22 protein-coding genes are annotated in these 23582 nt (G+C 69.5%); 12 read left to right on the top strand and 10 right to left on the bottom strand.

Annotated features, from left to right (window positions below):
• Positions 1 to 96: 96 nt before the first annotated feature.
• The gene (locus C0010_RS11410) at positions 97 to 1074 is read right to left on the bottom strand and encodes a 2-hydroxyacid dehydrogenase (protein ID WP_105567218.1); all 978 of its coding nucleotides are present in this window, start codon (positions 1072 to 1074) and stop codon (positions 97 to 99) included.
• Positions 1068 to 2363, bottom strand: a complete 1296-nt coding sequence (locus C0010_RS11405; protein WP_232531923.1) for an enolase C-terminal domain-like protein — start codon at positions 2361 to 2363, stop codon at positions 1068 to 1070. The genes C0010_RS11410 and C0010_RS11405 overlap by 7 nt, the downstream gene beginning before the upstream one ends.
• Before the next feature lie 116 nt (positions 2364 to 2479).
• Here C0010_RS11405 and C0010_RS11400 point away from each other — a divergent pair, with 116 nt between their 5' ends.
• The gene (locus C0010_RS11400) at positions 2480 to 3391 is read left to right on the top strand and encodes a LysR family transcriptional regulator (protein ID WP_105567216.1); all 912 of its coding nucleotides are present in this window, start codon (positions 2480 to 2482) and stop codon (positions 3389 to 3391) included.
• Between the two features lie 108 nt (positions 3392 to 3499).
• Positions 3500 to 5146 carry a dipeptide ABC transporter ATP-binding protein gene (locus C0010_RS11395; protein ID WP_105567215.1) on the top strand — a complete coding sequence of 549 codons (1647 nt, stop codon included), beginning with the start codon at positions 3500 to 3502 and terminating at the stop codon, positions 5144 to 5146.
• Positions 5147 to 5161: 15 nt separating this feature from the next.
• Here C0010_RS11395 and C0010_RS11390 read toward each other — a convergent pair whose 3' ends face one another.
• From C0010_RS11390 to C0010_RS11380, 3 genes are read right to left on the bottom strand one after another with little or no spacing between them, the layout of a single operon-like run.
• Positions 5162 to 5836: a FadR/GntR family transcriptional regulator gene (locus tag C0010_RS11390; protein ID WP_105567214.1), complete on the bottom strand. Its 675-nt coding sequence runs from the start codon at positions 5834 to 5836 to the stop codon at positions 5162 to 5164.
• Entirely contained in the window at positions 5836 to 6966 is a 1131-nt protein-coding gene (locus C0010_RS11385) for an L-talarate/galactarate dehydratase (protein WP_105567213.1), read from the bottom strand. The genes C0010_RS11390 and C0010_RS11385 overlap by 1 nt, the downstream gene beginning before the upstream one ends.
• 53 nt (positions 6967 to 7019) lie before the next feature.
• Positions 7020 to 7910, bottom strand: a complete 891-nt coding sequence (locus C0010_RS11380; protein WP_105567212.1) for a LysR family transcriptional regulator — start codon at positions 7908 to 7910, stop codon at positions 7020 to 7022.
• Positions 7911 to 8092: 182 nt separating this feature from the next.
• Here C0010_RS11380 and C0010_RS11375 point away from each other — a divergent pair, with 182 nt between their 5' ends.
• From C0010_RS11375 to C0010_RS11365, 3 genes are all read left to right on the top strand, one after another.
• Positions 8093 to 9142, top strand: coding sequence for a type 2 periplasmic-binding domain-containing protein (locus tag C0010_RS11375; protein ID WP_105567211.1), 1050 nt, complete (start codon positions 8093 to 8095; stop codon positions 9140 to 9142).
• A 72-nt stretch (positions 9143 to 9214) separates the two neighbouring features.
• Positions 9215 to 9631, top strand: a complete 417-nt coding sequence (locus tag C0010_RS11370) for a tripartite tricarboxylate transporter TctB family protein (RefSeq protein ID WP_105567210.1) — start codon at positions 9215 to 9217, stop codon at positions 9629 to 9631.
• A gap of 9 nt (positions 9632 to 9640) precedes the next feature.
• Positions 9641 to 11179, top strand: a complete 1539-nt coding sequence (locus tag C0010_RS11365) for a tripartite tricarboxylate transporter permease (RefSeq protein WP_105567209.1) — start codon at positions 9641 to 9643, stop codon at positions 11177 to 11179.
• Positions 11180 to 11236: 57 nt separating this feature from the next.
• On the opposite strand, the gene C0010_RS11360 is transcribed toward C0010_RS11365, so the two are convergent.
• Positions 11237 to 12532, bottom strand: coding sequence for an FAD-binding oxidoreductase (locus C0010_RS11360; protein ID WP_105567208.1), 1296 nt, complete (start codon positions 12530 to 12532; stop codon positions 11237 to 11239).
• A gap of 99 nt (positions 12533 to 12631) precedes the next feature.
• On the opposite strand from C0010_RS11360, the gene C0010_RS11355 reads away from it, so the two are divergent.
• The 5 genes from C0010_RS11355 to C0010_RS11335 all read left to right on the top strand — a co-directional run bounded on the left by C0010_RS11355 (position 12632) and on the right by C0010_RS11335 (position 17691).
• Complete coding sequence (locus tag C0010_RS11355) at positions 12632 to 13495, top strand: sigma-70 family RNA polymerase sigma factor (RefSeq protein WP_105567207.1); 864 nt, start codon at positions 12632 to 12634, stop codon at positions 13493 to 13495.
• Between the two features lie 154 nt (positions 13496 to 13649).
• The gene (gene dnaK / locus C0010_RS11350; protein WP_105567206.1) at positions 13650 to 15506 is read left to right on the top strand and encodes a molecular chaperone DnaK; all 1857 of its coding nucleotides are present in this window, start codon (positions 13650 to 13652) and stop codon (positions 15504 to 15506) included.
• Positions 15506 to 16114 carry a nucleotide exchange factor GrpE gene (locus tag C0010_RS11345; protein WP_105567205.1) on the top strand — a complete coding sequence of 203 codons (609 nt, stop codon included), beginning with the start codon at positions 15506 to 15508 and terminating at the stop codon, positions 16112 to 16114. The genes dnaK and C0010_RS11345 overlap by 1 nt, the downstream gene beginning before the upstream one ends.
• 72 nt (positions 16115 to 16186) lie before the next feature.
• The gene (locus tag C0010_RS11340; protein WP_105567204.1) at positions 16187 to 17134 is read left to right on the top strand and encodes a DnaJ C-terminal domain-containing protein; all 948 of its coding nucleotides are present in this window, start codon (positions 16187 to 16189) and stop codon (positions 17132 to 17134) included.
• 125 nt (positions 17135 to 17259) lie between these two features.
• A complete protein-coding gene (locus tag C0010_RS11335; RefSeq protein WP_105567203.1) occupies positions 17260 to 17691 on the top strand; it encodes a heat shock protein transcriptional repressor HspR in 432 nt (143 codons plus the stop codon).
• Between the two features lie 30 nt (positions 17692 to 17721).
• Here the strand turns inward: C0010_RS11335 and C0010_RS11330 are convergent, their stop codons facing one another.
• Positions 17722 to 18306: a hypothetical protein gene (locus C0010_RS11330; protein WP_105567202.1), complete on the bottom strand. Its 585-nt coding sequence runs from the start codon at positions 18304 to 18306 to the stop codon at positions 17722 to 17724.
• 150 nt (positions 18307 to 18456) lie between these two features.
• On the opposite strand from C0010_RS11330, the gene C0010_RS11325 reads away from it, so the two are divergent.
• Both C0010_RS11325 and C0010_RS11320 read left to right on the top strand, forming a co-directional pair.
• Complete coding sequence (locus tag C0010_RS11325; protein ID WP_105567201.1) at positions 18457 to 18972, top strand: adenine phosphoribosyltransferase; 516 nt, start codon at positions 18457 to 18459, stop codon at positions 18970 to 18972.
• 15 nt (positions 18973 to 18987) lie between these two features.
• Positions 18988 to 20040 (top strand): VanZ family protein, encoded by a 1053-nt coding sequence (locus C0010_RS11320; protein WP_105567200.1) that lies wholly within the window; start codon positions 18988 to 18990, stop codon positions 20038 to 20040.
• A 44-nt stretch (positions 20041 to 20084) separates the two neighbouring features.
• Here the strand turns inward: C0010_RS11320 and C0010_RS11315 are convergent, their stop codons facing one another.
• From C0010_RS11315 to C0010_RS11305, 3 genes are all read right to left on the bottom strand, one after another.
• The gene (locus C0010_RS11315; protein WP_232531922.1) at positions 20085 to 21362 is read right to left on the bottom strand and encodes a winged helix-turn-helix domain-containing protein; all 1278 of its coding nucleotides are present in this window, start codon (positions 21360 to 21362) and stop codon (positions 20085 to 20087) included.
• A gap of 123 nt (positions 21363 to 21485) precedes the next feature.
• Positions 21486 to 21977, bottom strand: a complete 492-nt coding sequence (locus C0010_RS11310) for a GNAT family N-acetyltransferase (protein ID WP_232531921.1) — start codon at positions 21975 to 21977, stop codon at positions 21486 to 21488.
• 127 nt (positions 21978 to 22104) lie between these two features.
• Positions 22105 to 23544, bottom strand: coding sequence for an NCS2 family permease (locus C0010_RS11305; protein ID WP_105567197.1), 1440 nt, complete (start codon positions 23542 to 23544; stop codon positions 22105 to 22107).
• Positions 23545 to 23582 lie beyond the last annotated feature (38 nt).

Here is a 23582-nt window from a genome sequence, read left to right as displayed (position 1 = left end):
TGGCCAGCGCGAGAGCACCGGGATCCGAGTTCGGGCACCGATCCATCGCTGCCGCGGGCGGTCATCGGCAGCGCCCGAGCCGTCGGATCAGTGCCTTCAGTGGACCCGGCGTTCGAGGGGCTGGCCGCGGTCGAGGAGATCGATATTCCGGGCGATATCGGCGGCGCGCTGTTCGAACACCTCGCGCGCGTGGCCCGAGAAGTGCGGCGTCAGCACGGTGTTGCCCAGCGCCGCGAATCGGGCGACGGATGCCGGCGGCGTCGTGCCGTCCGGGGCGCCCCACCACACGTCGATCCCGGCACCGGCGAGGCGACCGGATACGAGGGCGTCGAAGAGTGCATCCTCATCCACCACGGGTCCTCTGGCGACGTTCACGAGCACGGCATCCGGTCTCATCACCGCGAGCGCTGCGGAGTCGATCAGCCCGCGGGTCTCGTCGGTGAGCGGTACCGTGACGACCACGACGTCGCTCTCCGCGAGCATCTCCTCGAGCCCGTCGTCTGCGTATACGCGGTCGGCAGCGGCGCCCTCCGGCAGCGGCGCCTCCGGTCGGCGCCGGGTCGCCGTGATGCGTGCGCCGAAACCGGCCGCGAGCCGTGCGACGGCCTGGCCGATCTCACCGAAGCCGACGATGCCGAACGTCGAACCGGCCAGCGTGCGGTGGAACGGCGTGCCGGGAGCCGTCGCGACCGTACGCCACTCGCCCCTGCGCATCTGCGCGTCCGCCTCCAGGGCGCGCCGCCGCAGCATCAGGGCGGTCATGATCACGTGCTCCGCGATGGCGGGGCCGTGGTGCCCCGTCGTGCAGATCGCAGCATCGGAGGGGATCGCCTCACGGTCGATCCGGTCGATGCCTGCGCCCGAGGCGTGGAGGAGCCGGGCCGACGGGGTGATCGGCATGTCCTGCGGCGTCAGGACTGAGCAGACGACCACGTCGGCGCCATCGGTCGCCGCGCGCTTCGAGGGGAAATCCGCGGCGTAGTGCCATGAGTGCCTGCGCTCAGTGCGCTCGAGATGCTCGGCGAACCCGGCGATGATCGGGTCGGTGACGGCGATGCGCAAGGGCCTCACCATCGCGGGGCCGTGTTCTCGAACGACGGGTCGAACCGCTTCATATACCCCGTATCGTCGCGTTCGCGGATGCCGCAGTCGATGTATTGGCGGTGGAGGCGTTCGAGGCCCTCGGTGTCGAGCTCGACGCCGAGGCCCGGGTCGTTCGGCACGGCGAGGGCGCCGCCGTCGAACGCGAACGTTCCGGGTGCCACGACGTCCTCGTCCTCGCGCTTCCACGGCCAGTGCGTGTCGCACGCATAGTCGAGGACCGGCGTTGCGGCCGCGAGGTGGGTCATCGCCGCGAGACTGATGCCGAGATGCGAGTTGGAATGCATCGACAGCCCCCAGCCCATGGCCTCGGAGATGCCGGCGAGCAGCTTGGAGCGCTCGAGCCCGCCCCAGAAATGGTGATCGCTGAGCACGATGTCGATCGAGCCGAGCCTCACCGCTTCTGCGATGTGCTCGAAGGCGACGACCCACATGTTCGTGGCGAGGGGGAGCGACGTCCGGCGGCGCACTTCGGCCATCGCCTCGAGCCCGACCGTCGGGTCCTCGAGATACTCGAGCACGTCCTTCAAACGGTCGGCGATGCGAACGGATGTGTCCACGCTCCAAGCGCCGTTCGGATCGATTCGCAGCGGCACCTCGGGGAATGCCTCGCGCAGGGCCAGCATCGCCGCAGCTTCTTCGTCGGGTGCGAAGACACCGCCCTTGAGCTTGAGCGCACCGAAGCCGTAGCCGTTGATGAAGCTCCGCGCCTGCTCAACGATCCCCTCCGGATTGAGTGCCGGGCCCCAGCGGTCCGCACCGGCGCTGGGGTGTCCTTCCCACTTGTAGAAGAGGTAGCCGCTGAACGGAACGCGCCCCCGCACGCGGCCGCCGAGCAGCTCGCTCACGGGCACTCCGAGGATCTTGCCTCTGATGTCGAGGGCGGCGACGTCGAACGGACTCAGCACGCGGTCGGCCGTGCTGGTTCCCGTGACCATCCCGGACATGCCGTGCCCGCCGGTCACGGACCGTTGCGCGAGGGCCCTCGCGACGCGGGTGCGCATGTCGTTCGCCGCGAACACGTCGCCGCCGAGCACTGCTTCGGCAGCGAGGGCGAGGCGCGCGAGGTGCGCCGCGTCGCCGTACGTCTCGCCGAGGCCGACAGCGCCGCCGCCCGTGCGCATCTGCACGATGGCGCGCAGCGCGAACGGCTCGTGGACGCCGACGGTGTTCAGCAGCGGCGGGTCCGCGAATGCGACGGGGGTGATCCGGATGTCCCGGATGGCGTTGTCTCCCACGGCCGTTCCCGCAGGTGCGGCCACGAAGATCTCCTCTGACATCTCATCTCCACATCGTTGTGCGCTCAGCCCGACGCTATGGTCGATATTGATGACGGCGCAAGCCAAAGTGTGCACAGATCAATACGGGGAGTGGATGGATGTTTTCTCTCGTGCAGCTGGAGTGCTTCATCGCCGTGGCCGAGGAGCTGCACTTCGGCGCGGCGGCGAACCGGCTGAAGATGACGCAGCCGCCGCTGAGCAGGCAGATCCAGCAGCTCGAGCGGGAGCTCGACACACCGCTGTTCGCCCGGACGAGCCGCCGCGTCGAGCTGACCCAGGCGGGCAAGGCGCTGCTCCCGAACGCGCGGCGTCTGATCGATCTCGCGGCGAAAGCCGTCGCCGATGTCAGGTCGGTGGGCCAAGGGGCGTCGGGGACGATCACGATCGCGTACACCGCGATGGGAGGGCAGGCCGTGATGCCTGAGCTCCTGCGCAAGGCCTCGGCGGCCTTCCCGGATGCGACGATGCTGCTCAGAGAGCTGGTCACGGTCGAGCAGGTCGAGGCGATCGAGAAGGGTACCGTCGACATCGGCATCATGCGGCCTCTGCTGAGCCGACCACAGATCCGGACACGCCCCGTGTACCGGGAGAAGCTCGTCGCGGCGGTGCCCGGCGAGTCCGACATCGCGCACCGCGGCGAACCGGTGAAGCTGATCGACCTGATCGACGAACCGATGCTCATGTACTCACCGGGTGTCGCGCGCTACTTCCATGACCTGATGCTGTCGATGTTCGTCGCGAGCGGCGTGCATCCGCGCATCGCGCAGTACGCCGGGCAGGTGCCGACTCTCCTCGCGCTCGTCAGCGCCGGGCTCGGCGTCACGTTCGTCCCCGCCTCGGCGTCGCGGATCTGTCCCAGCGCCGTCGTCCTCCTGCCCGTGGCAGAGAACGACCCTTCGGACCGCGTGAATCAGGTGGAGCTCGACGTCGCGTGGAGCGTCGAGAACCAGAACCCTCTCGTGCCAGCGGTCCTCGCCCTCATCGACGAGGCGCGGGACGGCCTGGCCTGATCGATGCGGGTCCTGCATATAGCTATGCGGATCTTGCTGTTGATCGGATGAATCCGCGTCCTTAGTGTGAGATGGTCATCGCCAGCGCTCAACGAGGAGGACGGCTAGATGGTCGAAGCGAACACGGCACCTGCCGCCGAGGCGCTGTTGCGCGTCGAAGGGCTGCGGGTCAGCTACTACATCGGCGACCGCGAAGTCGATGCGGTGCGCGGCGTCGACCTGACCGTCCGCCGTGGCGAGGTCGTCGCGATCGTCGGCGAGTCGGGCTCGGGCAAGAGCACCGTGGCTCAGACGATCATGAATCTGCTGGCTCCGAACGCGGAAGTGCGGGAAGGCACAATCGCGTTCGACGGTGAGAGCCTGCGCGGCCTCAGCGAGGCGCGGTGGCGGGATCTGCGAGGGCGCGTGATGGGGCTCGTGCCGCAGGATCCTGCGCTGAGCCTGAATCCGGTTCGGAAGGTCGGGGTGCAGGTCGCCGAGCCGCTCGTCGTGCACGGGCTCGGCTCGAAGCGCGCTGCGGAGGAGAAGGCCGTCGAGCTCCTCGAGATGGCCGGGCTGACGTACCCGGCCGAGCGCGCCAAGCAGTATCCGCACCAGTTCTCGGGCGGGATGAAGCAGCGCGCCCTGATCGCCGGCGCGCTCGCGGCTGAGCCGGCGCTCCTGATCGCCGATGAGCCGACGAGCGCCCTTGATGTGACGGTCCAGAAGCAGATCCTCGACCACCTCGCGCACCTCGCCGAAGAGCTCGGAACCGCCGTGCTGCTCATCACGCACGATCTCGGCATGGCCGCTGAACGCGCCGACACGGTCGTTGTGATGCGCAAGGGTGAAGTCGTCGACTCCGGCCCTGCGGCGCAGGTGATGACCGAGCCGTCGCACGAGTACACGCGGGCCCTGATCGACGCGGCGCCGCGGATGCACGGCCACGAGCGCCGTGCCGAGGCGACGCGTGAGCGCATCGCCTTCGCGGATGAGCCGATCGTGTCGATCCGGAACCTGACCAAGATCTTCCCGCTGCCGAAGGGTGAGGGCGGCCGGAAATCGCTCACGGCCGTCGACGACGTGTCGATCGATGTTCGTCGCGGGGAGACGCTCGCGGTCGTCGGCGAGTCCGGCTCGGGAAAGAGCACGCTCGCACGGCTCGTGCTGCGCCTGGACGACCCGACCGCGGGGTCGATCTCGTACGGCGGCGCGGACATCACCACGACCAAAGGTGAGGAGCTGCGACAACTGCGCCGTCGCTTCCAGATGGTGTACCAGAGCCCCTTCGACTCGCTGAACCCCCGGATGACGATCGAGCAGCTGATCACGGAGCCCCTGCTGTCGTTCGGCGAAGGCGACAAGGCGTCGCGCGCTCTGCGTGCGCGGGAGCTCGCCGATCAGACTGCTCTGCCCGGCGGAATGCTCGATCGCTACCCGGATGAGCTCTCCGGTGGGCAGAGGCAGCGCGTCGCGATCGCTCGGGCCCTGGCGCTGGACCCTGAGTTCATCGTGCTCGACGAAGCCGTTTCGGCCCTCGACGTCTCAGTGCAGGCGCAAGTGCTCAGGCTCCTGGACGACCTTCAGCGCGAACGCGAGCTCACCTACATGTTCATCACGCACGATCTCGGGGTCGTCGCGGAGAACGCGGATCGTGTCGCGGTTCTGAAACACGGGGTGCTCGTCGAATCGGGCGACACCGGTGCGCTGTTCACGAACCCGCAGGAGGAGTACACCCGGATGCTGCTCGACGCGGTGCCCGCCTTCACCGCCTGACGGCGGGCGCTCGCCCTACGCCGCGTCCCGGCGCTTCGCCGACGCGAACAGGTGCGCGCGCATCGCCGCGGCCGCGGCCGTCGGGTCGCCCGCGCGGATCGCGTCCGCGACCGCCGCGTGCTCGGCCGTGACGACGGCGGCGGCCGCCGGGTCGCGCTCGGCGGCGGCGATGCGCGCCTCGGGCAGCACGATCGCGCGTGCGCCGATCCGGTCGATCGCCTCGAGCAGGAATCGATTGCCGGACGCGGCGGCCACAGCCCGGTGGAACGCGAAGTCGGCGTCAACGGTCTCGGCCGGCAGCGACGCCGACGCGAGTCGTGCGAGGGCATCGTCCATGGCAGCGAGGTCCGCGTCTGCGCGCCGACGCGCCGCGAGCGACGCCGCCTCCTGCTCGATCGCGGTGCGGAAGGCGTGCAGCTCGGCCCGTTCCGCGGGGCCCTTCGCCGACAGCCAATCGTCGTCGCCGACCGACCTCGGGGGCGTCAGAGCGTAGCTGCCCGACCCCGTGCGTGTGCGCACGTAGCCCTGCGTCTGGAGGCGCTGCAGGGCCTCCCGCACGACCGAGCGGCTGGCGTCGAACTCGGCCGTCAGCTTGGCCTCGCTGGGCAGGCGCTCGCCGGGGGCGATATCGCCCTTGACGATGCGCCCGGCCAGCTCGGTTGCGATCTGCTCGCCTCGTGACTGCGCCATCAGGCCCCGATCGCGACCCGCTCGGTGGTCCAGGCGCGCGCCTGGTCGCTGAACGTGATGCCGAGACCGGGGCGATCGGGCACGATCATCCGGCCGTCGCGCGTCTCGAGGCGCTCCTCGAACAGGGGGTCGAGCCAGTCGAAGTGCTCGACCCACGGCTCGCGCGGATAGCACGCCGCGAGGTGCAGGTGGATCTCCATCGCGAAGTGCGGGGCGAGGTCGAGGCCGGCCCGGTCGGCGAGCGTCATGAGTCTCAGGAACTGCGTGATGCCGCCGACGCGCGGCGCGTCGGGCTGGATGATGTCGCACGCGCGGGCCTCGATGAGGCGCTCGTGCTCGGCGACGGATGCGAGCATCTCGCCGGTCGCGATCGGGGTGTCGAGCGCGAGCGCGAGCGCCGCATGGCCCTCGGCGTCGTAGGCGTCGAGCGGCTCCTCGATCCAGACGAGGTCGAGCTCCTCGAGCCGGCGGCCCATGCGCAGCGCCGTCGTGCGGTCCCACTGCTGGTTCGCGTCGACCATGAGGGGCACGTCGTCGCCGATGTGATCGCGGACGGCGCGCACGCGGCGCAGGTCCTCGGCGCTGTCGGGCAGCCCGACCTTGATCTTGATGCCGCCGATGCCCTCCTCGAGCGATTGCGTCGCGCGGATGCGCACTTCGTCGATCGAGGCGTTCAGGAATCCGCCCGATGTGTTGTAGGTGCGCACGGAGTCACGATGCGCGCCGAGCAGCTTCGACAGCGGCAGCCCGGCGCGCTTGGCCTTCAGGTCGTAGAGGGCGATGTCGATCGCGGCGAGCGCCTGTGTCGCGACGCCCGAGCGGCCGACGGACGCGCCGGCCCAGAGCAGTTTCGTGTACAGCTTCTGGATGTCGTTGGGGTCTTCTCCGATCGCAGCGCCCGCGACCTCCTTGGCGTGCGCGTACTGCGCAGGTCCGCCCGCGCGCTTCGAATAGCTGAAGCCGTGGCCGGTGAAGCCCTGCTCCGTCGAGATCTCGGCGATCAGGAAGATCACCTCGGTCATCGGCTTCTGCCGTCCGGTGAAGACCTTGGCGTCGGAGATCGGCACGGACAGTGGCAGGCGCAGCGTTGACAGTTCGATCGACCGGATGGCGTCGGGTGCGTAGGTCATGGGTCTCCTCCTCGAGTGCGACCCGAGCCTATCAGACAGATTGCGAATCTGTCCTACAGGAAGTCCGGATGCGCCTCGAGCACGCGCAGCGCCCTGTGCAGGGCCGGATTCGTGCTGTCGGGGTTCCAGATCGCATCCAGCTCGACGATGCGCTCGGCCGCGGGCCCGAGAGGAACGAACGAGACGCCCCGGATGCCGAGGGTGCGTGCCGAGGCCGGAACGAACGAGATGCCGCGGCCGGCCGCGACGAGCGTGAGGATCGTCGTGACCTGGCTCACGGTGTGGACCTCCTGCGTGCGGTCGAACGGGAGCACGCGCACCGCGAGATCGTAGAAGTACCAGGCCTTGCCCGAATCGGGCATGATCAGGCTCTCGCGACCGAGCTGCTCGCTCGACGGCGGCTCGGTCGATTCGGCGAGCGGGTGGCCGCTCGGCACGGCGAGCACGAGGTCCTCCGTGAGGAGGCGCCGGATGCCGAAGACCTTCGGATCGAACGGAGGTCGGGCGATCCCGAGATCGAGCTCCCCCGCGAGGACGCCCTGGCGCTGCGGCACCGTGACGAGCTCCTCGAGTTCCACGCGTACCCCCGGCAGCTCCTCATCGAACAGGGACAGCAGGGGGCCGAGCACGCTGTAGGCGCTCGCGGCCGTGAAGCCGATGCGCAGGACGCCGGCGCGCCCCGATGCGATCTCCCGCGCCGTCTCCGGGGCGCGCTCTGCGGCCGCCAGGATCCCGCGTGCTTCGCGCAGGAACGCGTGCCCCGCCTCGGTGACCGAGACCCGCCGGTTGTCGCGCTCGAGCAGGACGACGCCGAGCTGCTCCTCGAGTCGTTGGATCTGTCGGCTCAGCGGCGGCTGGGTCATCCGGAGCACTTCGGCCGCGCGGCCGAAGTGGAGCTCCTCCGCGACGGCGACGAAGCACCGGAGCTGATCGAGCGTGAACATGATGTCGCGAAGGTATCACGCCATGCGAATTGGGCCTTTGACGGGCATTGGCGCGCGTGCCTAGTGTCGGACCGAACCACCCGTACCTGCACCACGGACAACGAGGTCCCCGCCGCCGATTCGACAGAGCATCCGCGGCACCCCCGACCGGGAACTCGTGCCCGTCCCGACGAGGATGTGACATGAACAAGAAGTCCCTGAAGATCGCTGCGGCAATCGCCGCGCCCGTGATGGCTCTCGGCCTGGCGTCCTGCTCCGGCGGCGGTGGCGGCGAGGACGGCGGCATCGACGTGAACCGCGTCCGCGTCGTGCTGGGCTCGAGCTCGACGACGGCCGACACCTACCAGAACGCGCACGCGTTCACCGAGAACGTCGGCGAAGCCCTCGACGTCGACATGAAGGCCGACGCCATCGGCGCGAATCAGGCGTTCCAGGCGCTCGACAAGGCCAAGGACGACGGCAGCACGATCATGTTCTTCCACGACATGGCATACCTGTCGGTCAAGTACGGCAGCCAGCCCGAGAAGTTCGCGCTCGACAACTGGACGGTGGGCCCCGTCGTCTCGACGAACCCGGGTGCCGCTTTCCTCGCTGCGCACGATGCGCCGTACGACGACATGGTCGAGGCGGCGGAATGGCTGGCCGACAACGGATCCGAGGAGCTCACGTTCGCGGTCGAGGCCGGCGGCACGTCCGAGCTCTCGCTCGACGCGTTCTACATCTGGGTCGCCGACGAGTACGGCCAGGACGTGGCCGAGCGGATCAAGGTGTTCGCGACCGGCTCCGACGAGGAGAAGAACCAGGCGCTCTGGGCGGGCAACGTCGACATCGTCTACGGATCGATCGGCGGCAACGAGCAGTACACGGGCGACGACGTCGAGGCCAAGGTGCGCGAGAAGTTCCTCGGCATCACCGCCAGCGAGCGGGTCGAGGGCTACGACATCCCGACCTTCGCCGAGATGGGCATCGCCGTCGACGGTGAGCCCTTCACCTTCGACAAGGAGTTCTTCACGCTGCTGCCGAAGGAGATCGATGAGGGCTTCGCCTCCGCGCTCGACGAGGCGACGGCCGAGGCCGTCGAGTCCGACGCGTACGTCGAGGAGCTCACCGCGAACAACTTCCTCACCAACTACGTGCCGATGGACGAGAGCACGGAGTACATCGAGGCGAAGCGCGACCGGCTCGAGAGCCTGATCGACCAGGCCCCCGACTTCAACGACCTCGCGTCCTGACCCGACTTCGGCGCGGCCCCGCTCGGCGGCCGCGCCGAAGCGACCCTGCCGCACTCCTAGGGATCCACGCACATGAGACACCTCCTCACCCTCGACATCCCGTTCGACAGCTACCACCTGGTCTTCCCCTATGCCATCGGCGGGATCCTCGTGCTGCTGCTCGTCGCGATGGGCATCCAGAAGCTGATCTCGCTCGTCGTGAACCGCGCGGGCAAGAGAGGTGAACCGCGAGAGCGGCGCCGCTTCTTCGACGCCGGATTCGATTGGAAGAAGCTGTTCGGCACGCTCGTGCTGGCCATCGCCTACGTCTTCCTGCTGGATCCGCTCGGGTTCCTGATCTCGAGCATCCTCTTCATCGCGGCCGTGTCGTTCGTGCTGCGCCCGGTGTTCACACCGCGCGCGATCATCGGCGTCGCCCTGAACGCGATCCTCACCCCGACCATCATCTGGTTCGTCTTCGGCCAGCTGTTCGACATCACCCTCCCGTAAGGAGCGCGCATGGATATCGCAGACATCATCACGCCCATGTCCGTGCTGCTGGTGATCTTCGGCGTCTTCGTCGGCATCATCTTCGGCTCCATCCCGGGCCTCACCGCGACGATGGCGCTCGCGGTCTTCCTCCCGCTCACCTTCGGGATGGACCTCACCGAGGGGCTCGCGCTCCTGCTCGGTCTGTACGTCGGCGGCATCAGCGGCGGCATGATCCCCGCCGCTCTGCTCAAGATCCCCGGAACGCCGTCCTCCGTCGCGACGACCTTCGATGCGTACCCCATGGCGCAGAAGGGGCAGCCCAAGCGCGCGCTGAAGATCGGCATCACCGCCTCGCTCGTCGGCGGGCTCGTCAGCCTCATCGTGCTGTACTTCTTCGCTCCCGTGCTCGGCACGCTCGCGATCAACTTCACCCCCGTCGAGAAGTTCCTCATCATCATCTTCGCGCTGACGGTGATCGCATCGATCGCCGAGGGCAAGATGCTCCCCGCGCTGTTCAGCGGTGCGCTCGGCGTCATGGTCAGCCTCATCGGCGTCTTCCCGACGAACAACGAGCTCCGACTCGTGCCTCCGTTCCTCGAGGACTATCTCTGGGAGGGCTTCTCGCTCCTGCCGGTCCTGATCGGGCTGTTCGGCATCGCCGAGATCCTCCGCAACGCGGAGCAGGGTCTGAAGGCCGACACGTCGAACAAGATCTCGCTCACGAAGGGCAGGGGCGGCAAAAGCAGCGGCGACCGGTTCAGCCTCCGCGACTTCAAGGGGCAGGTCGTCAACCTGTTCCGCTCGGCGCTCATCGGCACGGGCATCGGCGTGCTCCCGGGCGTCGGCGGCAGCGCCGCGTCGCTCGTGTCGTACTCGCAGGCCAAGAACTTCTCGAAGAACCCGCAGAAGCTCGGCCACGGGTCCCGAGAGGGAATCATCGCGAGCGAGGGCTCCAACAACGGCCTCACCGGCGGTGCCATGGTGCCGCTGCTCTCTCTCGGAATCCCCGGCGACAGCACGACGGCCGTGCTGCTCGGAGCGTTCGTCCTGCAGGGCATCGCGGTCGGCCCGCTGTTCATCACCGACAACCCGGAGCTGTGGGACGGGATGATCCTCTCGCTCCTGATCGCGAACGTCGTGATGTTCGTGATGATGTTCATCGCCATCCGGTACTTCGCGAAGATCATCGAGATCCCGAAGTACATCCTGTTCCCGATCATCCTCGTGATGTGCGTGCTCGGCGCCTACGCCATCAACAACGGCGTGATGTTCGACGTCTGGACGGCGCTGATCTTCGGCGTGATCGGCTTCATCTTCATGAAGATCGGCGTGAACATCACGATCTTCCTGATCGGGTTCATCCTGGGCCGCGACCTCGAGAAGAACTTCATCGACAGCATGCAGGCGTCCGGCGGCGACCTGACGGTGTTCTTCACGCGCAGCCCCATCGACTGGGTGCTGTGGGCCCTGATCGTCGGCTCGCTCGTCTTCGGAATCATCAGCGGGCGCCGGCACCGCAAGGACGCCCCGCCCTACCCTTCCGCCATCCGCCCGACGAAGAAGTAGCGGCGCCGCGCGGGGGCCCGCCGAGACCATCCGGTCGCGGCGGGCCCCCGCGCGCGATCACCCCGCGGTCGCGAAGTTGCCCCGGATGAGGTCGTCGGGGTCGCGCTCCGCCTTCAGGCGACGCAGCCTCTCGAGCGAAGCGGGCGGGAGCGCGTCCGCGAGCGACTCGGACGGCGAGAGGAAGCTGATCGGCGCGCGCCCGCTCGTCGACAGGGCGTCGAGGAGCGATGTCTGCCTGGCACGGATCGCCTCGTCGACCTCGGGCGTCGCGGGAACGCCGAAGAGGTAAGCGGCGAACGGCTCGACGAGGGGACCGTGCGGGTTGTCGGTCGGGTCGGCGAACGCGCCGCCGAGGTGGCGCACCTGCACCGTGAGGAGCGGATCCGTCGGGTGCGTCGCGAAGACGTCGGCGTCGAACGCCGTGAGGAGGGCCGCGCGCGATCGGCCGGGTGCCGGATCGGCCGGCTCCCCGGTGATCGAGCCGACGTCCGCCGTGCTCAGGGGAGCGAAGGTGTCGGCGATCCGGCCGCCGACGAGCTCGGCGTCGCGCAGCAGCGCGCGCCCGGCGGCCGCGTCGCCGAGGTGCGTGGCGTCGATCGCGATCATCGGTTCGGCGCCGGGGAACTGCAGGAGCTGCAGCCACGCCGTCAGCTCGCGAGGCGCGTCGGCGGTGATCGCGCGGAACGCGTCGACGACGTCGCGGGCGCGCGTGCGCGGCCAGAGGAAGCGCCCGCCGAACAGCGCGGGCGCGCTGCGCAGGGCGAGCTCGACGGCCGTGATGATCGCGATGTCGCCGCCGCCGCCGCGCAGCGCCCAGAACAGCTCCGGGTCCTCGTCGCGGCCCACCCTGCGGGCGCGGCCATCCGGGGCGACGACGTCGAACGACGTGATGCTGTCCGAGATCCACCCGGCGGCTCGGCCGAACCAGCTCAGGCCGCCGCCGAGCGCGGCGCCCGTCACGCTCACGACGGGGGAGCTGCCGGGCAGCCCCGTCAGTCCGTGCGCGGCCGCGGCGCGCTGCAGGGCGCCGGAGGGCACCCCCGCGCCGATGCGCGCGGTCCTGGCGACCGGATCGATCGTGATCCCGTCGAGGCGTGCGGTGCGCAGCAGGATCGCGCCGCTGGCGCGGCCGGTCGCGCCGTGCCCGCTCGGCTGGGCCGCGACGGGGACGCCGCGGTCGGCCGCGAAGGCGACGAGCGCGGCGACGTCGGCGGCGTCGGCGGCCTCGACCACGGCGAGCGGGCGCTGTGCGACGGCGAGGTTCCAGGGGCGGTGCGCGGCATCGAAGCCGTCGTCGCCGGGGAGGAGGACGCGGCCGCGAACGGCCGAGCGGAGGGTGGTGAGCGAAGACATGGGGACTCCCGGATGTGTTGTGGAAAAGCGTCTCACCCCGTCGTCGCACGGGGCCCCGCGGATGTGACACACTCGGGACGGATCGCCACGGAGGTGCGCATGTCGGCAGACGGGCTCGCGCAGGAGTTCGAGCGCTTCCGCCCGCGCTTGCATGCGATCGCACGACGCATCCTCGGCTCGCCGTTCGCCGCTGACGACGCCGTGCAGGAGACCTGGCTGCGCCTCGATCGGGCAGCCGCGGGCGACATCGACAACCTCGGCGCGTGGCTGACGACGGTCGTCTCGCGGGTGTGCATCGATCTCATCCGGCGGGAGTCGGCACGGCGCGAGGAGCCGGCGCTCGACGACGGCGCGGCCCCGGATGACCCGCCCGACGCCCGTGCGGTCAGGGAGGAGGATCTCGCGCTCGCCCTGGACGTCGTGCTCGACGAGCTCTCGCCCGTCGAGCGGCTGGCGTTCGTCCTGCACGACGTGTTCGGGCTGCCGTTCGACGAGATCGCCCCGATCGTCGAGCGCACGTCGGTCAACGCCCGTCGGTTGGCCTCCCGGGCCCGCGCACGGATCCGCGCCGTCGATGTGACACGGGTGCGCAGGAGCCGGCGACAGGCGGTCGACGCCTTCCTCGCCGCCGCACGCGAGGGCGACTTCGGCCGGCTCCTGCAGCTCCTGGACCCCGACGTCGAACTGCGGGCCGACGAGGCGGCGGTCGCGCTCGCCGCGGGTGGTGCGCAGCACGGCGCGCCCCTGCTCGACGGTCGGGTGCGCGGCGCGGATGCCGTCGCGCGGGCGTTCGCGGGGCGCGCGGAGCTCGCCGCGGGGGCCGACGTCGCCCAGCTTCCGGCGGCCGTCTACGCTCCCGATGGATCCGTGCTCGCCGCGTACGTCGTGCGTTTCGCGGGCGGGCGGATCGCGGGGCTCGATGTCATCGCGGAACCCGCCGCGCTCGCGGACCTCCTGGCCTGATCGTCGCGCGGATCCGCCTGGTCCGCCCATCCGGATTCAAAAACTTGAGCTAACTCATAGCAAGTTCAATTTGATCCCAGACGACTCAGGTTCTACACTTGAGTCATCGCGGCTGAAGTTCCGCGAGCAAGCTTCACGAGAGAAGGAGTCAGACATGGCACGTGCTGTGGGTATCGACCTCGGAACGACGAACTCGGTCGTCTCGGTCCTCGAGGGCGGCGAGCCGAAGGTCATCGCCAACGCCGAGGGCGCGCGCACCACTCCGTCGGTGGTCGCCTTCACGAAGGACGGCGAGGTGCTCGTCGGCGAGACCGCCAAGCGCCAGGCCGTGACCAACGTCGACCGCACCCTGTCGTCGGTCAAGCGCCACATGGGCACCGACTGGAAGACGCAGCAGATCGACTCGAAGGCGTACACGCCTCAGGAGATCTCGGCTCGCATCCTGCAGAAGCTGAAGCGCGACGCCGAGAACTACCTCGGCGACAGCGTCACCGACGCGGTCATCACGGTTCCTGCGTACTTCAACGACGCCGAGCGCCAGGCCACCAAGGAGGCAGGCGAGATCGCGGGCCTCAACGTGCTGCGCATCATCAACGAGCCGACCGCTGCCGCCCTCGCCTACGGCCTCGACAAGGGCCAGGAGGACGAGCTCATCCTCGTCTTCGACCTCGGCGGCGGAACCTTCGACGTCTCGCTCCTCGAGGTGGGCAAGGACGACGACTTCTCGACGATCCAGGTGCGCGCCACGAGCGGTGACAACCGCCTCGGCGGCGACGACTGGGACCAGCGCATCGTCGACTACCTGATCGAGCAGTTCAAGAAGTCGACCGGCGTCGACGTCTCCGGCGACAAGATCGCGCTGCAGCGCCTCAAGGAGGCCGCGGAGCAGGCGAAGAAGGAGCTGTCGAGCTCGACCTCGACCTCGATCACGCTGCCGTACCTCTCGCTCACGTCCGACGGCCCCGTCTCGCTCGACGAGACGCTGTCGCGCGCCAAGTTCGAGGAGCTCTCGAGCGACCTGCTCGAGCGCACCAAGAAGCCGTTCCACGACGTCATCGCCGAGGCGGGCGTGAAGCTCAGCGACATCGCGCACGTGGTGCTCGTCGGTGGTTCGACCCGCATGCCGGCCGTTGCCGATTTCGTCAAGAAGGAGACGGGCAAGGAGCCGAACAAGGGCGTCAACCCGGATGAGGTCGTCGCCGTCGGCGCCGCCCTGCAGGCCGGCGTGCTGAAGGGCGAGCGCAAGGACGTCCTCCTCATCGACGTCACCCCGCTCTCCCTCGGCATCGAGACCAAGGGCGGCCGGATGACCAAGCTCATCGAGCGCAACACGGCCATCCCGACCAAGCGCAGCGAGACCTTCACGACCGCCGACGACAACCAGCCGTCGGTCGCGATCCAGGTCTTCCAGGGCGAGCGCGAGTTCACCCGCGACAACAAGCCGCTGGGGACCTTCGAGCTGACCGGCATCGCGCCGGCCCCGCGCGGCGTTCCGCAGATCGAGGTCACGTTCGACATCGATGCGAACGGCATCGTGCACGTGTCGGCGAAGGACAAGGGCACCGGCACCGAGCAGTCGATGACCATCACGGGCGGCTCGTCGCTGCCCAAGGAGGACATCGACCGCATGGTCCGCGAGGCCGAGGAGAACGCGGCCGAGGACAAGAAGCGCGCCGAGGCTCTCGAACAGCGCAACCAGGCCGAGTCGCTCGTCTACTCGATCGAGAAGCTCATCTCGGAGAACGATGACAAGCTCCCCGAGGACGTCAAGACCGAGGTCCAGGGCGACGTCGACGGGCTCAAGACGGCGCTCGCCGGCGAAGACGACGACGCGGTGAAGACCGCGCTCGACAAGCTGAACGCGTCGCAGACGAAGCTCGGCGAGGCGATCTACGCTCAGGCGCAGTCCGAGGCGGCCGCCGGTGAGGCGGGCCCCGAGGCCGCGTCGGCCGAGTCCGACGAGGACGTCGTCGACGCCGAGGTCGTCGACGACGAGGACGAGAAGAAGTAATGACGGATCAGGGCCCCGACGAGAACGACGAGGTCCGCCCCGACGCCGAAGGGTCGGAGGCAGCAGCCTCCGGCCCCGAGGCCGGCGAAGCGCCAGAAGAGGGCGCGGCCGCCGAGGGCGAAGACCTGACGGTCGACGACATCCTCGACGCGGAGCAGACCGAAGAGGCCGCCGAGGCAGAGCACAGCGACTACGAGACGCAGCTCCTCCACGACCTCAAGCGACTGCAGGCGGAGTACGCGAACTACCGCCGCCGCACCGAGGAGCAGCGCCACGTCGAGATCGACCGCGCCAAGGGCGAGGTCGCGAAGAACATGCTGTCGGTGCTCGACGACCTCGACCGCGCCGCGAAGCACGGCGACCTGGAGGAGGGCTCGCCCTTCGCCCTCGTCGCCGACAAGATGCGCGGCGTCGCCGAGAAGGTCGGCCTCGTGAAGTACGGCGAGGCGGGCGAGGCGTTCGACCCGCAGCAGCACGAGGCTGTGTTCCAGCAGCCCACCCCCGGCGCGACCGAGTCGACGATCCTCGAGGTCGTCGAGGTCGGCTACCGCCTGGGAGATGTGGAACTGCGACCCGCCAAGGTCGTGGTCGCCGTTCCCGCGGAATAACCACCTTCGGATGGCCCTGCCGCGCGCACGTGTGCGGCAGGGCCATCCGGTCCCGAACGAAGAGGGTGCACGTTGGCCAGCCAGGATTGGTTCGACAAGGACTTCTACGCCGTGCTCGGAGTGTCGAAAGACGTCACCGACGCGGAGCTGAAGAAGGCCTACCGAAAGCTCGCGCGCACGCACCACCCGGATTCCAACCCGGGCAATGCTGCGGCCGAGGCGAAGTTCAAGGAGATCAGCGAGGCATACTCGGTGCTCTCCGACCCCGAGCAGCGCCGCGAGTACGACGAGATCCGCGCGATGGGCGGCGGAGCGCGCTTCACGGCGGGCGGCCCGGGCGCTGGCGGCTTCGAGGACGTCTTCAGCCACTTCGGCGGAGGCGGCGCCGGCGGCGCGACGAACTTCGACGACATCTTCTCGATGTTCGGCCAGTCCGGCGGCCGCAGAGCGGGCTTCGGCATGCCGACGAAGGGGCAGGACCTCACGGCCCGCACCACGCTCGACTTCATGAAGGCCGCCAAGGGCGACACCGTCACGCTGCAGAGCGCGGACGGGACGTCCTTCAAGATCAAGGTGCCGGCCGGCGTCGCCGACGGCCAGAAGATCCGCCTCCGCGGCCGCGGTCGTCCCTCGCCGAACGGCGGAGAGAACGGCGACATCGTCGTCGAGGTCTCGGTGAAGCCCCACCCGGTGTTCACGCGCGACGGGCTGAACCTGCGCGTGCAGGTGCCCGTGACGTTCACGGAGGCGGCCCTCGGCGCCACGATCGAAGTTCCGACCCTCGAGGGCGACACCGTGCGCCTGAAGGTCGCGGCGGGGACCCCGTCCGGTCGCGTCCTGCGGGTCAAGGGCCGCGGCATCGCGTCGAAGAAGGGCACCGGCGACCTGCTCGCCGAGGTCCAGATCGTGGTGCCGGGCAACCTCACCGCCGACCAGCGCGAGGCGCTCGAGGCGTTCCGCGCGATGGAGTCGTCGGAGAGCCCCCGCGACGAATGGCTCCACCGCGCCGGCGCGGCGTAAGCCGCCGGCCCAACTCTTCATTTCTGGCACATCTCATGCGGCGGCCACCGCCGGAGATGTGCCAGAAATGAAGAGATAGCGTGAGATGGGCACGTAGCCTGGAGAGCGGCGAGGAGGAGCAGCGGATGCACGAGTTCGACGACGTGGACGAGGACGCGCCGCTGCTGCGCATCGGCCCTGCCGCCGAGCTCGCCGGCATGCACCCTCAGACGCTGCGGCAGTACGACAGGCTCGGCCTCGTCGTCCCCGGGCGCACGCCGGGCGGCTCGCGCCGATACTCGCTGCGGAACATCCGACAGCTGCGCCAGGTGCAGGAGCTGTCGAACGACGGCATCAGCCTGCCGGCGATCGAACGGATCCTCGACCTCGAAGACGAAGTAGCGGAACTGCGCCACCAGGTCGTACAGCTTCAGACCGAGCTGCAGGCCGAGCGCGAGAACCGCCCGGGGTCGAGGGTGTTCGCCGCCGAGACCTCAGGCGCGGTCGTCCGGCTGCAGCCGGGAACGACGCGCGTGCGCCGTCGCACCGAGGTCGTGCTCTGGCGGCCGCACCCCTGAGCCCAGCACTCGGCGGCCCGTACCCGCCGCCTACTGCGGCGGCAGCCGCAGCACGTCGGTCTCCCCGGCTTCGACGTCGTCCGCGATCCGGAGGCTCCTGGCCAGGTCGTCGAGGGGGCCGATCACGGTGCCGAAGCGGGCGCGGTCGGAGCACATCGCGCTCAGCGTGATCAGGTGCGTGCCCGTGTCCCACGTGTAGGTCGCGGTCGGCGGCTGGTTCGGGTCGCGCGGCAGATCGAGCACGAGCTTCTCGCCCGTGCCGAGGTGCGGGTTGCGGAAGTCGACCGTGTCGTCGTACTCCATCGGCGCCATCGCGCGCGCCGCGCGCAGGTTCGCGGTCATCTCCTGCGTCTGCGCGATCGCGAACAGCAGTTCGGCGTCGTCCCGCCACACCCACGCGAGCATCCGGCCGTCGGCCCTCTTGATCAGCGCGGGCGCGGCCTGGCTGATCGCCCAGGCTCCGAACTTCCCGGCTGCGCCGTCCATGCCGAGCTGGCGGCGCGTCTGCGTCATCAGCATCCGGATGGCGGTTTTGCGATGGCGGCGCCCCTTGAAGCCCATCGACCCCGTGATGGGGACCCAGAGCTCGGCGTCGGCATCGGCGGTCAGTCGCATGCGACCAGCCTAGGGCGCGTCGATCGGCGCGGGGTGAGCGCCGTCGCACCCGCCCCACCCTGTGGGGTCGCCGTGCGACCGGGAAGCGGATGATGCGTCGAACGCCCGCTCTGCGGGCGGCCTGCCAGGGGCGCTCGCTACCCTGGTTGCGTGAACGCCGCGCTGGAACGTGCCGAATCCCTGATCGCCCAGATCCCCGACTACCCCGAGCCGGGTGTGCTCTTCCGCGACATCTCGCCGATGATCGCCGACGGCGGGGCGATGCGCGCGGTCTGCGACGCGATCGTGGCACCGTTCCGCGGGCAGTTCGATATCGTGGGCGGCATCGAGGCCCGCGGCTTCCTCCTCGCGGGGTACATCGCCGCGCAGACGGGCGTCGGCATGCTGCCGATCCGCAAGGCGGGCAAGCTTCCGCGGCCGGCGGCGGCCGTCTCGTACGCCCTGGAATACGGCACGGCGACGATCGAGGGTCCGGATGTCCTGAAGCCGGGGGAGCGCGTGCTCCTGCTCGACGACGTGCTCGCGACCGGCGGTACGCTCGCCGCCGCGCAGCGCCTCGTCGCGGAGCTGGGGGCCGAGGTGGCGGGCTCCGCCGTCATCCTGGAACTCGATGGCCTCGGCGGCCGCGCCCACGCGGGCGACGTGCACACCGTGTTCACGGCCTGAAGCAGGGGTGTTCGGATGAACTCACAGGTCACCGCCGGCGTCCTGGCCGTCGCGCTGGGCACCATGATCGGCGTGCTGCTGTTCGTTCCGTTCGTCGCGATCCAATACCGTCGTCACGGCCGTCTGACGCTGCGCCAACTCGTGCTGTGGTCTGCGTTCCTCGTCTACGGCGTCGCGCTGTGGACTTACACCCTGCTGCCGTTGCCGGCGAGCGGCGACTTCGCCTGCCGCCCCGCGCAGACGACACCGCTGAGCTTCCTCTTCGACATCCGGGACTACCCGCACTCGTCGGTCGGCGCGCTCTTGCACAACCCGGCCGTGATGCAGGTCGCCCTGAACGTGCTCCTGTTCGTGCCGCTCGGCTTCTTCATCCGGATGATCTGGCGCCGCGGCGTCGTCGTGTCGACGCTCGTCGGCTTCGCGATCTCGTTGGCGATCGAATGCACGCAGGGCACGGGCGTCTGGGGGCTGTACCCGTGCGCGTACCGCCTCTTCGACGTCGACGACCTGCTGGCGAACACGGCCGGTGCGTTCGCGGGCGGCGTCCTATCGATAGCACTCAAGGGCCGCGTCGCGAGGCTCGGCGAAGCGCAGCTCGACGCAGTGGGGCCGACACCGGTCACGTTCTGGCGCCGTTCGGTCGGCATGCTGTGCGATGCGCTCGCATTCTGGCTGCTCGCGGCGGTGGCCGGGATCGTGCTCCAGTGTTTCCGGGTCATCGTGCTCGGCCGCGAGCTGTCGAGCGAGTCGGGCACGGTCGAGGTCGTGGCCGAGATCGTGCCGCTCGTCGCCTTCGGTGTTCTCGCTGTGGTGACCGGCCGCACGCTCGGCGACATGGCCGTGCAGATCACGTGGCGAGGAGGCGTGCGCCCGCTGCAGCTGCGCGGGCTGCTCCGCTTCGTCGGCGGCATCGGCGGATGGCAGGCGCTCGCTGCCTTCACCCCCGGCCTCGACAGCCTCTTCCTCCTCGTGACGATCATCGCCCTCATCGCGACGCCCCGCCGCGGCGGCCTCCCCGGGCTCGTCTCCGGCAACGCCGTTCCCGTGGACGTGCGCGCCGTGCGCTGACGCGCCGCCCGGTCGGGCCGCGCGGGGCTCATTGAGCCGTGCCGCTATGCCCTGACCTCGGCGTTCGGATGCGCGTGGCGCTCGGCGTCGAGCGCGGCCGCGAGGTGGTCGGTGGCATCGCCCCAGTGCGAGACCGAGACGCCGCCGAGGCCCTGCCAGGCGGCGGCGTGCAGCAGTTCGTCGGCGATGCGATCGGCCGCATGCCCGGACGCCGCGTGGTCTTCCCACCAGGCCGACTGCACCCGCAGCATCGAGGACCGGCGGTCGGACTTCAGGTCCACTCGCCCGACGACGCGATCGTCGGCGAGGACCGGCAGTGAGTAGTAGCCGAACTGCCGCTTGGGCTGCGGCACGTAGATCTCGATGCGGTAATGGAAGTCGAACAGCCGCTCGGCCCGCTCCCGGAACCACACCGCGGGGTCGAAGGGTGTGAGCAGCGCCGTGTGCTCGACCCGGCGCGGGACTCGCGCATCGCGATGCATCCAGGCCGGGGTCGCGCGGCCGCGCGCGTCGCGCCAGCCCTCGACCTCGACGGGAAGGAGCTCGCCCGCATCGACGAGCTCGTCGACCGCCGCGCGCACGCCCTTCTGGCTCGGCAAGCGGTAGTAGTCCTTGAGGTCGGAGACGGTCGCGACGCCGTAGGAGGAGGCGGCGCGGCGGACGAGCTCGCGTACGGCGTCGGGCTCCGGCAGGTCGGTGCCGAGCAGCGAGGTCGGCACGACGTGCTCGGTGAGCGCGTAGACGCGCTCGAAACCGTCGCGCCCGGCGATCGCGACGTCTCCGAACCGCCACATCATCTCGAGGGCGCGCTTCGCGTGGTCCCAATCCCACCAGGGGCCGCGCGAACCGCGCCGCACGACCGACTCGATCTCGGACGGACGCAGCGGGCCTCGGTCGCGCAGCTCGGCGCGCACGTTCGCGACGACCTCCGCGCCGTGCGGCTGCGCGACCCACGAATCGGCACCGCCGTACCTGCGTCGCATCAGGTCGCGCTTGAACCCCCACACCGGCCAGTGGTCGACCGGCATGAACGCCGCTTCGTGCGCCAGGTACTCCACGTAGGGAGCGGGGCGCGCGGACGTGCCGCGCCGGAAGACGAGCCGGTCGAGCAAGGAGGGGTCGTACGAGCCCGCACGCGAATAGAGGGGCATGTAGTGCGAGCGCGCGAACACGTTGACCGAGTCGATCTGCAGCACGCCCATTCGCCCGATCGCCGCGGCCAGCGTGCGCCCGCTCGCCGCGCCGTCGCGCGCTCGCCCGAACCCCTGTGCCGCCAGCGCCGTGCGCCTGGCCTCGCCCGCCGAAAGAGTCGTCCTCGCCACGCCCTCGACGCTATCCGGTACCGGTGACATCGCTTCGGCACCGCACGCTGGAGATGGGGAAGTCGCTCCGACGCGGACCGCGTGGGTTCCCGACACGATCATCCGTGTGCCGGTCGCTGGTGCTCAGCGACGCAGAGCCGGGCGCGACATCCGGATCTCGTGAACTCCGTCTTCTTCCTTGGCCTCACCATCGGGCCGGAAGCGATTGCGCCGGTAGAACGCCTGTGCACGGGGGTTCGGATCGGCGACCCAGAGCGAGGCCGCCTCGGTGGGATCGATGACGGCATCGAGCAGCGCCTGCCCCGCACCTGATCCGTGCGCACGCCGCAGGAGATAGATGAGGTGCAGCTGAGCCTCGGGCCCCGATGCCGCCCCTGACATTGCGATACCGACGACCTCGTGGTCTCGTTCCGCAACAGCGACGCGATTCGTCCGGTAGCGGGGGTCCGTGAGCGCTGCCTCCCAGAAGCGTTCCCGCCGCGTCAAGAATGAAGGGTCGTCGAGCACGGCATCGGGCATGAGCCCTCGGTACGTCTCTCGCCACGATGCGACGTGGACGCTCGCCATCCCGGCCGCGTCGGCGGGGGCTGCCCGGCGCACCCGAATCTCGCTCACGGCATTAAGCCAATCACATGCGTGCGCACCGCTCGGCGCGCACGACAGCGAGCCCGGCACGACGCCCTGCGCCGCCCATGAAGAAGCCGCCCGCGCTCTGTCGAACGCGGGCGGCTCATCCGGATGATCAGACGCCGAGCGCGGCGCGGATCGGGTCGATCGTGAAGTACAGCACGAACAGAGCGCCCACGACCCACATCAGCGGGTGGATGTCGCGGGCCCGGCCGCGCGCGAGCTTGACGATGATGTAGGCGATGAAGCCCGCGCCGATGCCGTCGGCGATCGAGTAGGTGAACGGCATGAACGCGATCGTGAAGAACGCCGGCAGGGCGATGTCGATGTTCTTCCAGTCGATGCCGGCGACCTGCGTCATCATCAGGAACCCGACGAGCACGAGCGCGGGCGCCGCGGCCTCGTAGGGAACCAGCGCGACCAGCGGCGACAGGAACGTCGCGAGCAGGAACGCAATGCCGGTGACGACCGACGCGAGACCCGTGCGCGCGCCCTCGGCGACACCGGCCGTCGACTCGACGAACGCCGTGTTCGAGGAGGTCGAGCCGAGGCCGCCCGCGATCGCGCCGACCGAGTCGACGATGAGGATCTGCTGCGCCTTCGGCGGGTTCCCCTCCTTGTCGAGCAGCTTCGCCTCGGCTCCGATAGCGACCATGGTGCCCATGGTGTCGAAGAAGTCGGCGAGCATCACGGTGAAGACGAGCAGCACCAGCGTGAGCGGCCCGATGTGCATGATGGCGCCGACGATGTCGAAGTTCCCGAGCAGCGAGAAGTCGGGAACGTCGAAGACGCCCTGGAAGGTCGGCGCGGTGTTGAAGCCACCGGGGTTGTCCTCGCCGGCCTGGCCGATGTGCAGCGTGTTCTCGAGGATGACGGCGAGCACGGTCGCGACGAGGATCGAGATCAGGATGGCGCCGCGCACCTTGCGCACGTGCAGAACGATCGCGAGCACGAGGCCCACCACGAACACGAGGATCGGCCACGTGCCCAGGTTGCCCATGGCCAGGATGGTGCCGCCGCCGCCCACCACGAAGCCGGCGTTGACGAGGCCGATCAGCGTGATGAACAGGCCGATACCGGCGCCGATGGCGATCTTGAGCGGGCCGGGGACCGCGCGGAACACCGCGGTGCGGAAGCCCGTCAGCACGAGGATGAGGATGAGCACACCCTCGATCAGGATGACGGCCATCGCGTCTGCCCAGGTGACATCCGGGAGCGCCGCGATCGAGAACGCGACGATCGCGTTCACGCCGAGGCCGGCGGCCATCGCCATCGGGAAGTTGGCCACGACGCCCATCAGGATCGACATCACGCCGGCGATCAGGGCGGTGGCCGAGGCGATCATCCCGAGGTTCGGGCCTTCGCCGCCGCCCAGGAACTCACCCGTGCCATCGGGGGACGTGCCGATGATGAGCGGGTTCAGGACGATGATGTAGCTCATCGCGAAGAAGGTGACGAGACCGCCCCGGATCTCGGTGCCGATCGTGGAGCCGCGCTCCGTGATCCGGAAGAAGCGGTCGAGGCCGTTCTTGGGCGCGGCTGTGCTGGTCGTCATAGATGCATCGTTCCATCGGAGGGGGTTTTCCGCGAGAG

This window comes from Microbacterium halophytorum (genome assembly GCF_002970975.1).
Lineage (GTDB): Bacteria > Actinomycetota > Actinomycetes > Actinomycetales > Microbacteriaceae > Microbacterium > Microbacterium halophytorum.
The sequence above is the reverse complement of the archived record's forward strand: the minus strand, read 5'-3'. Positions and strand labels throughout refer to the sequence as shown.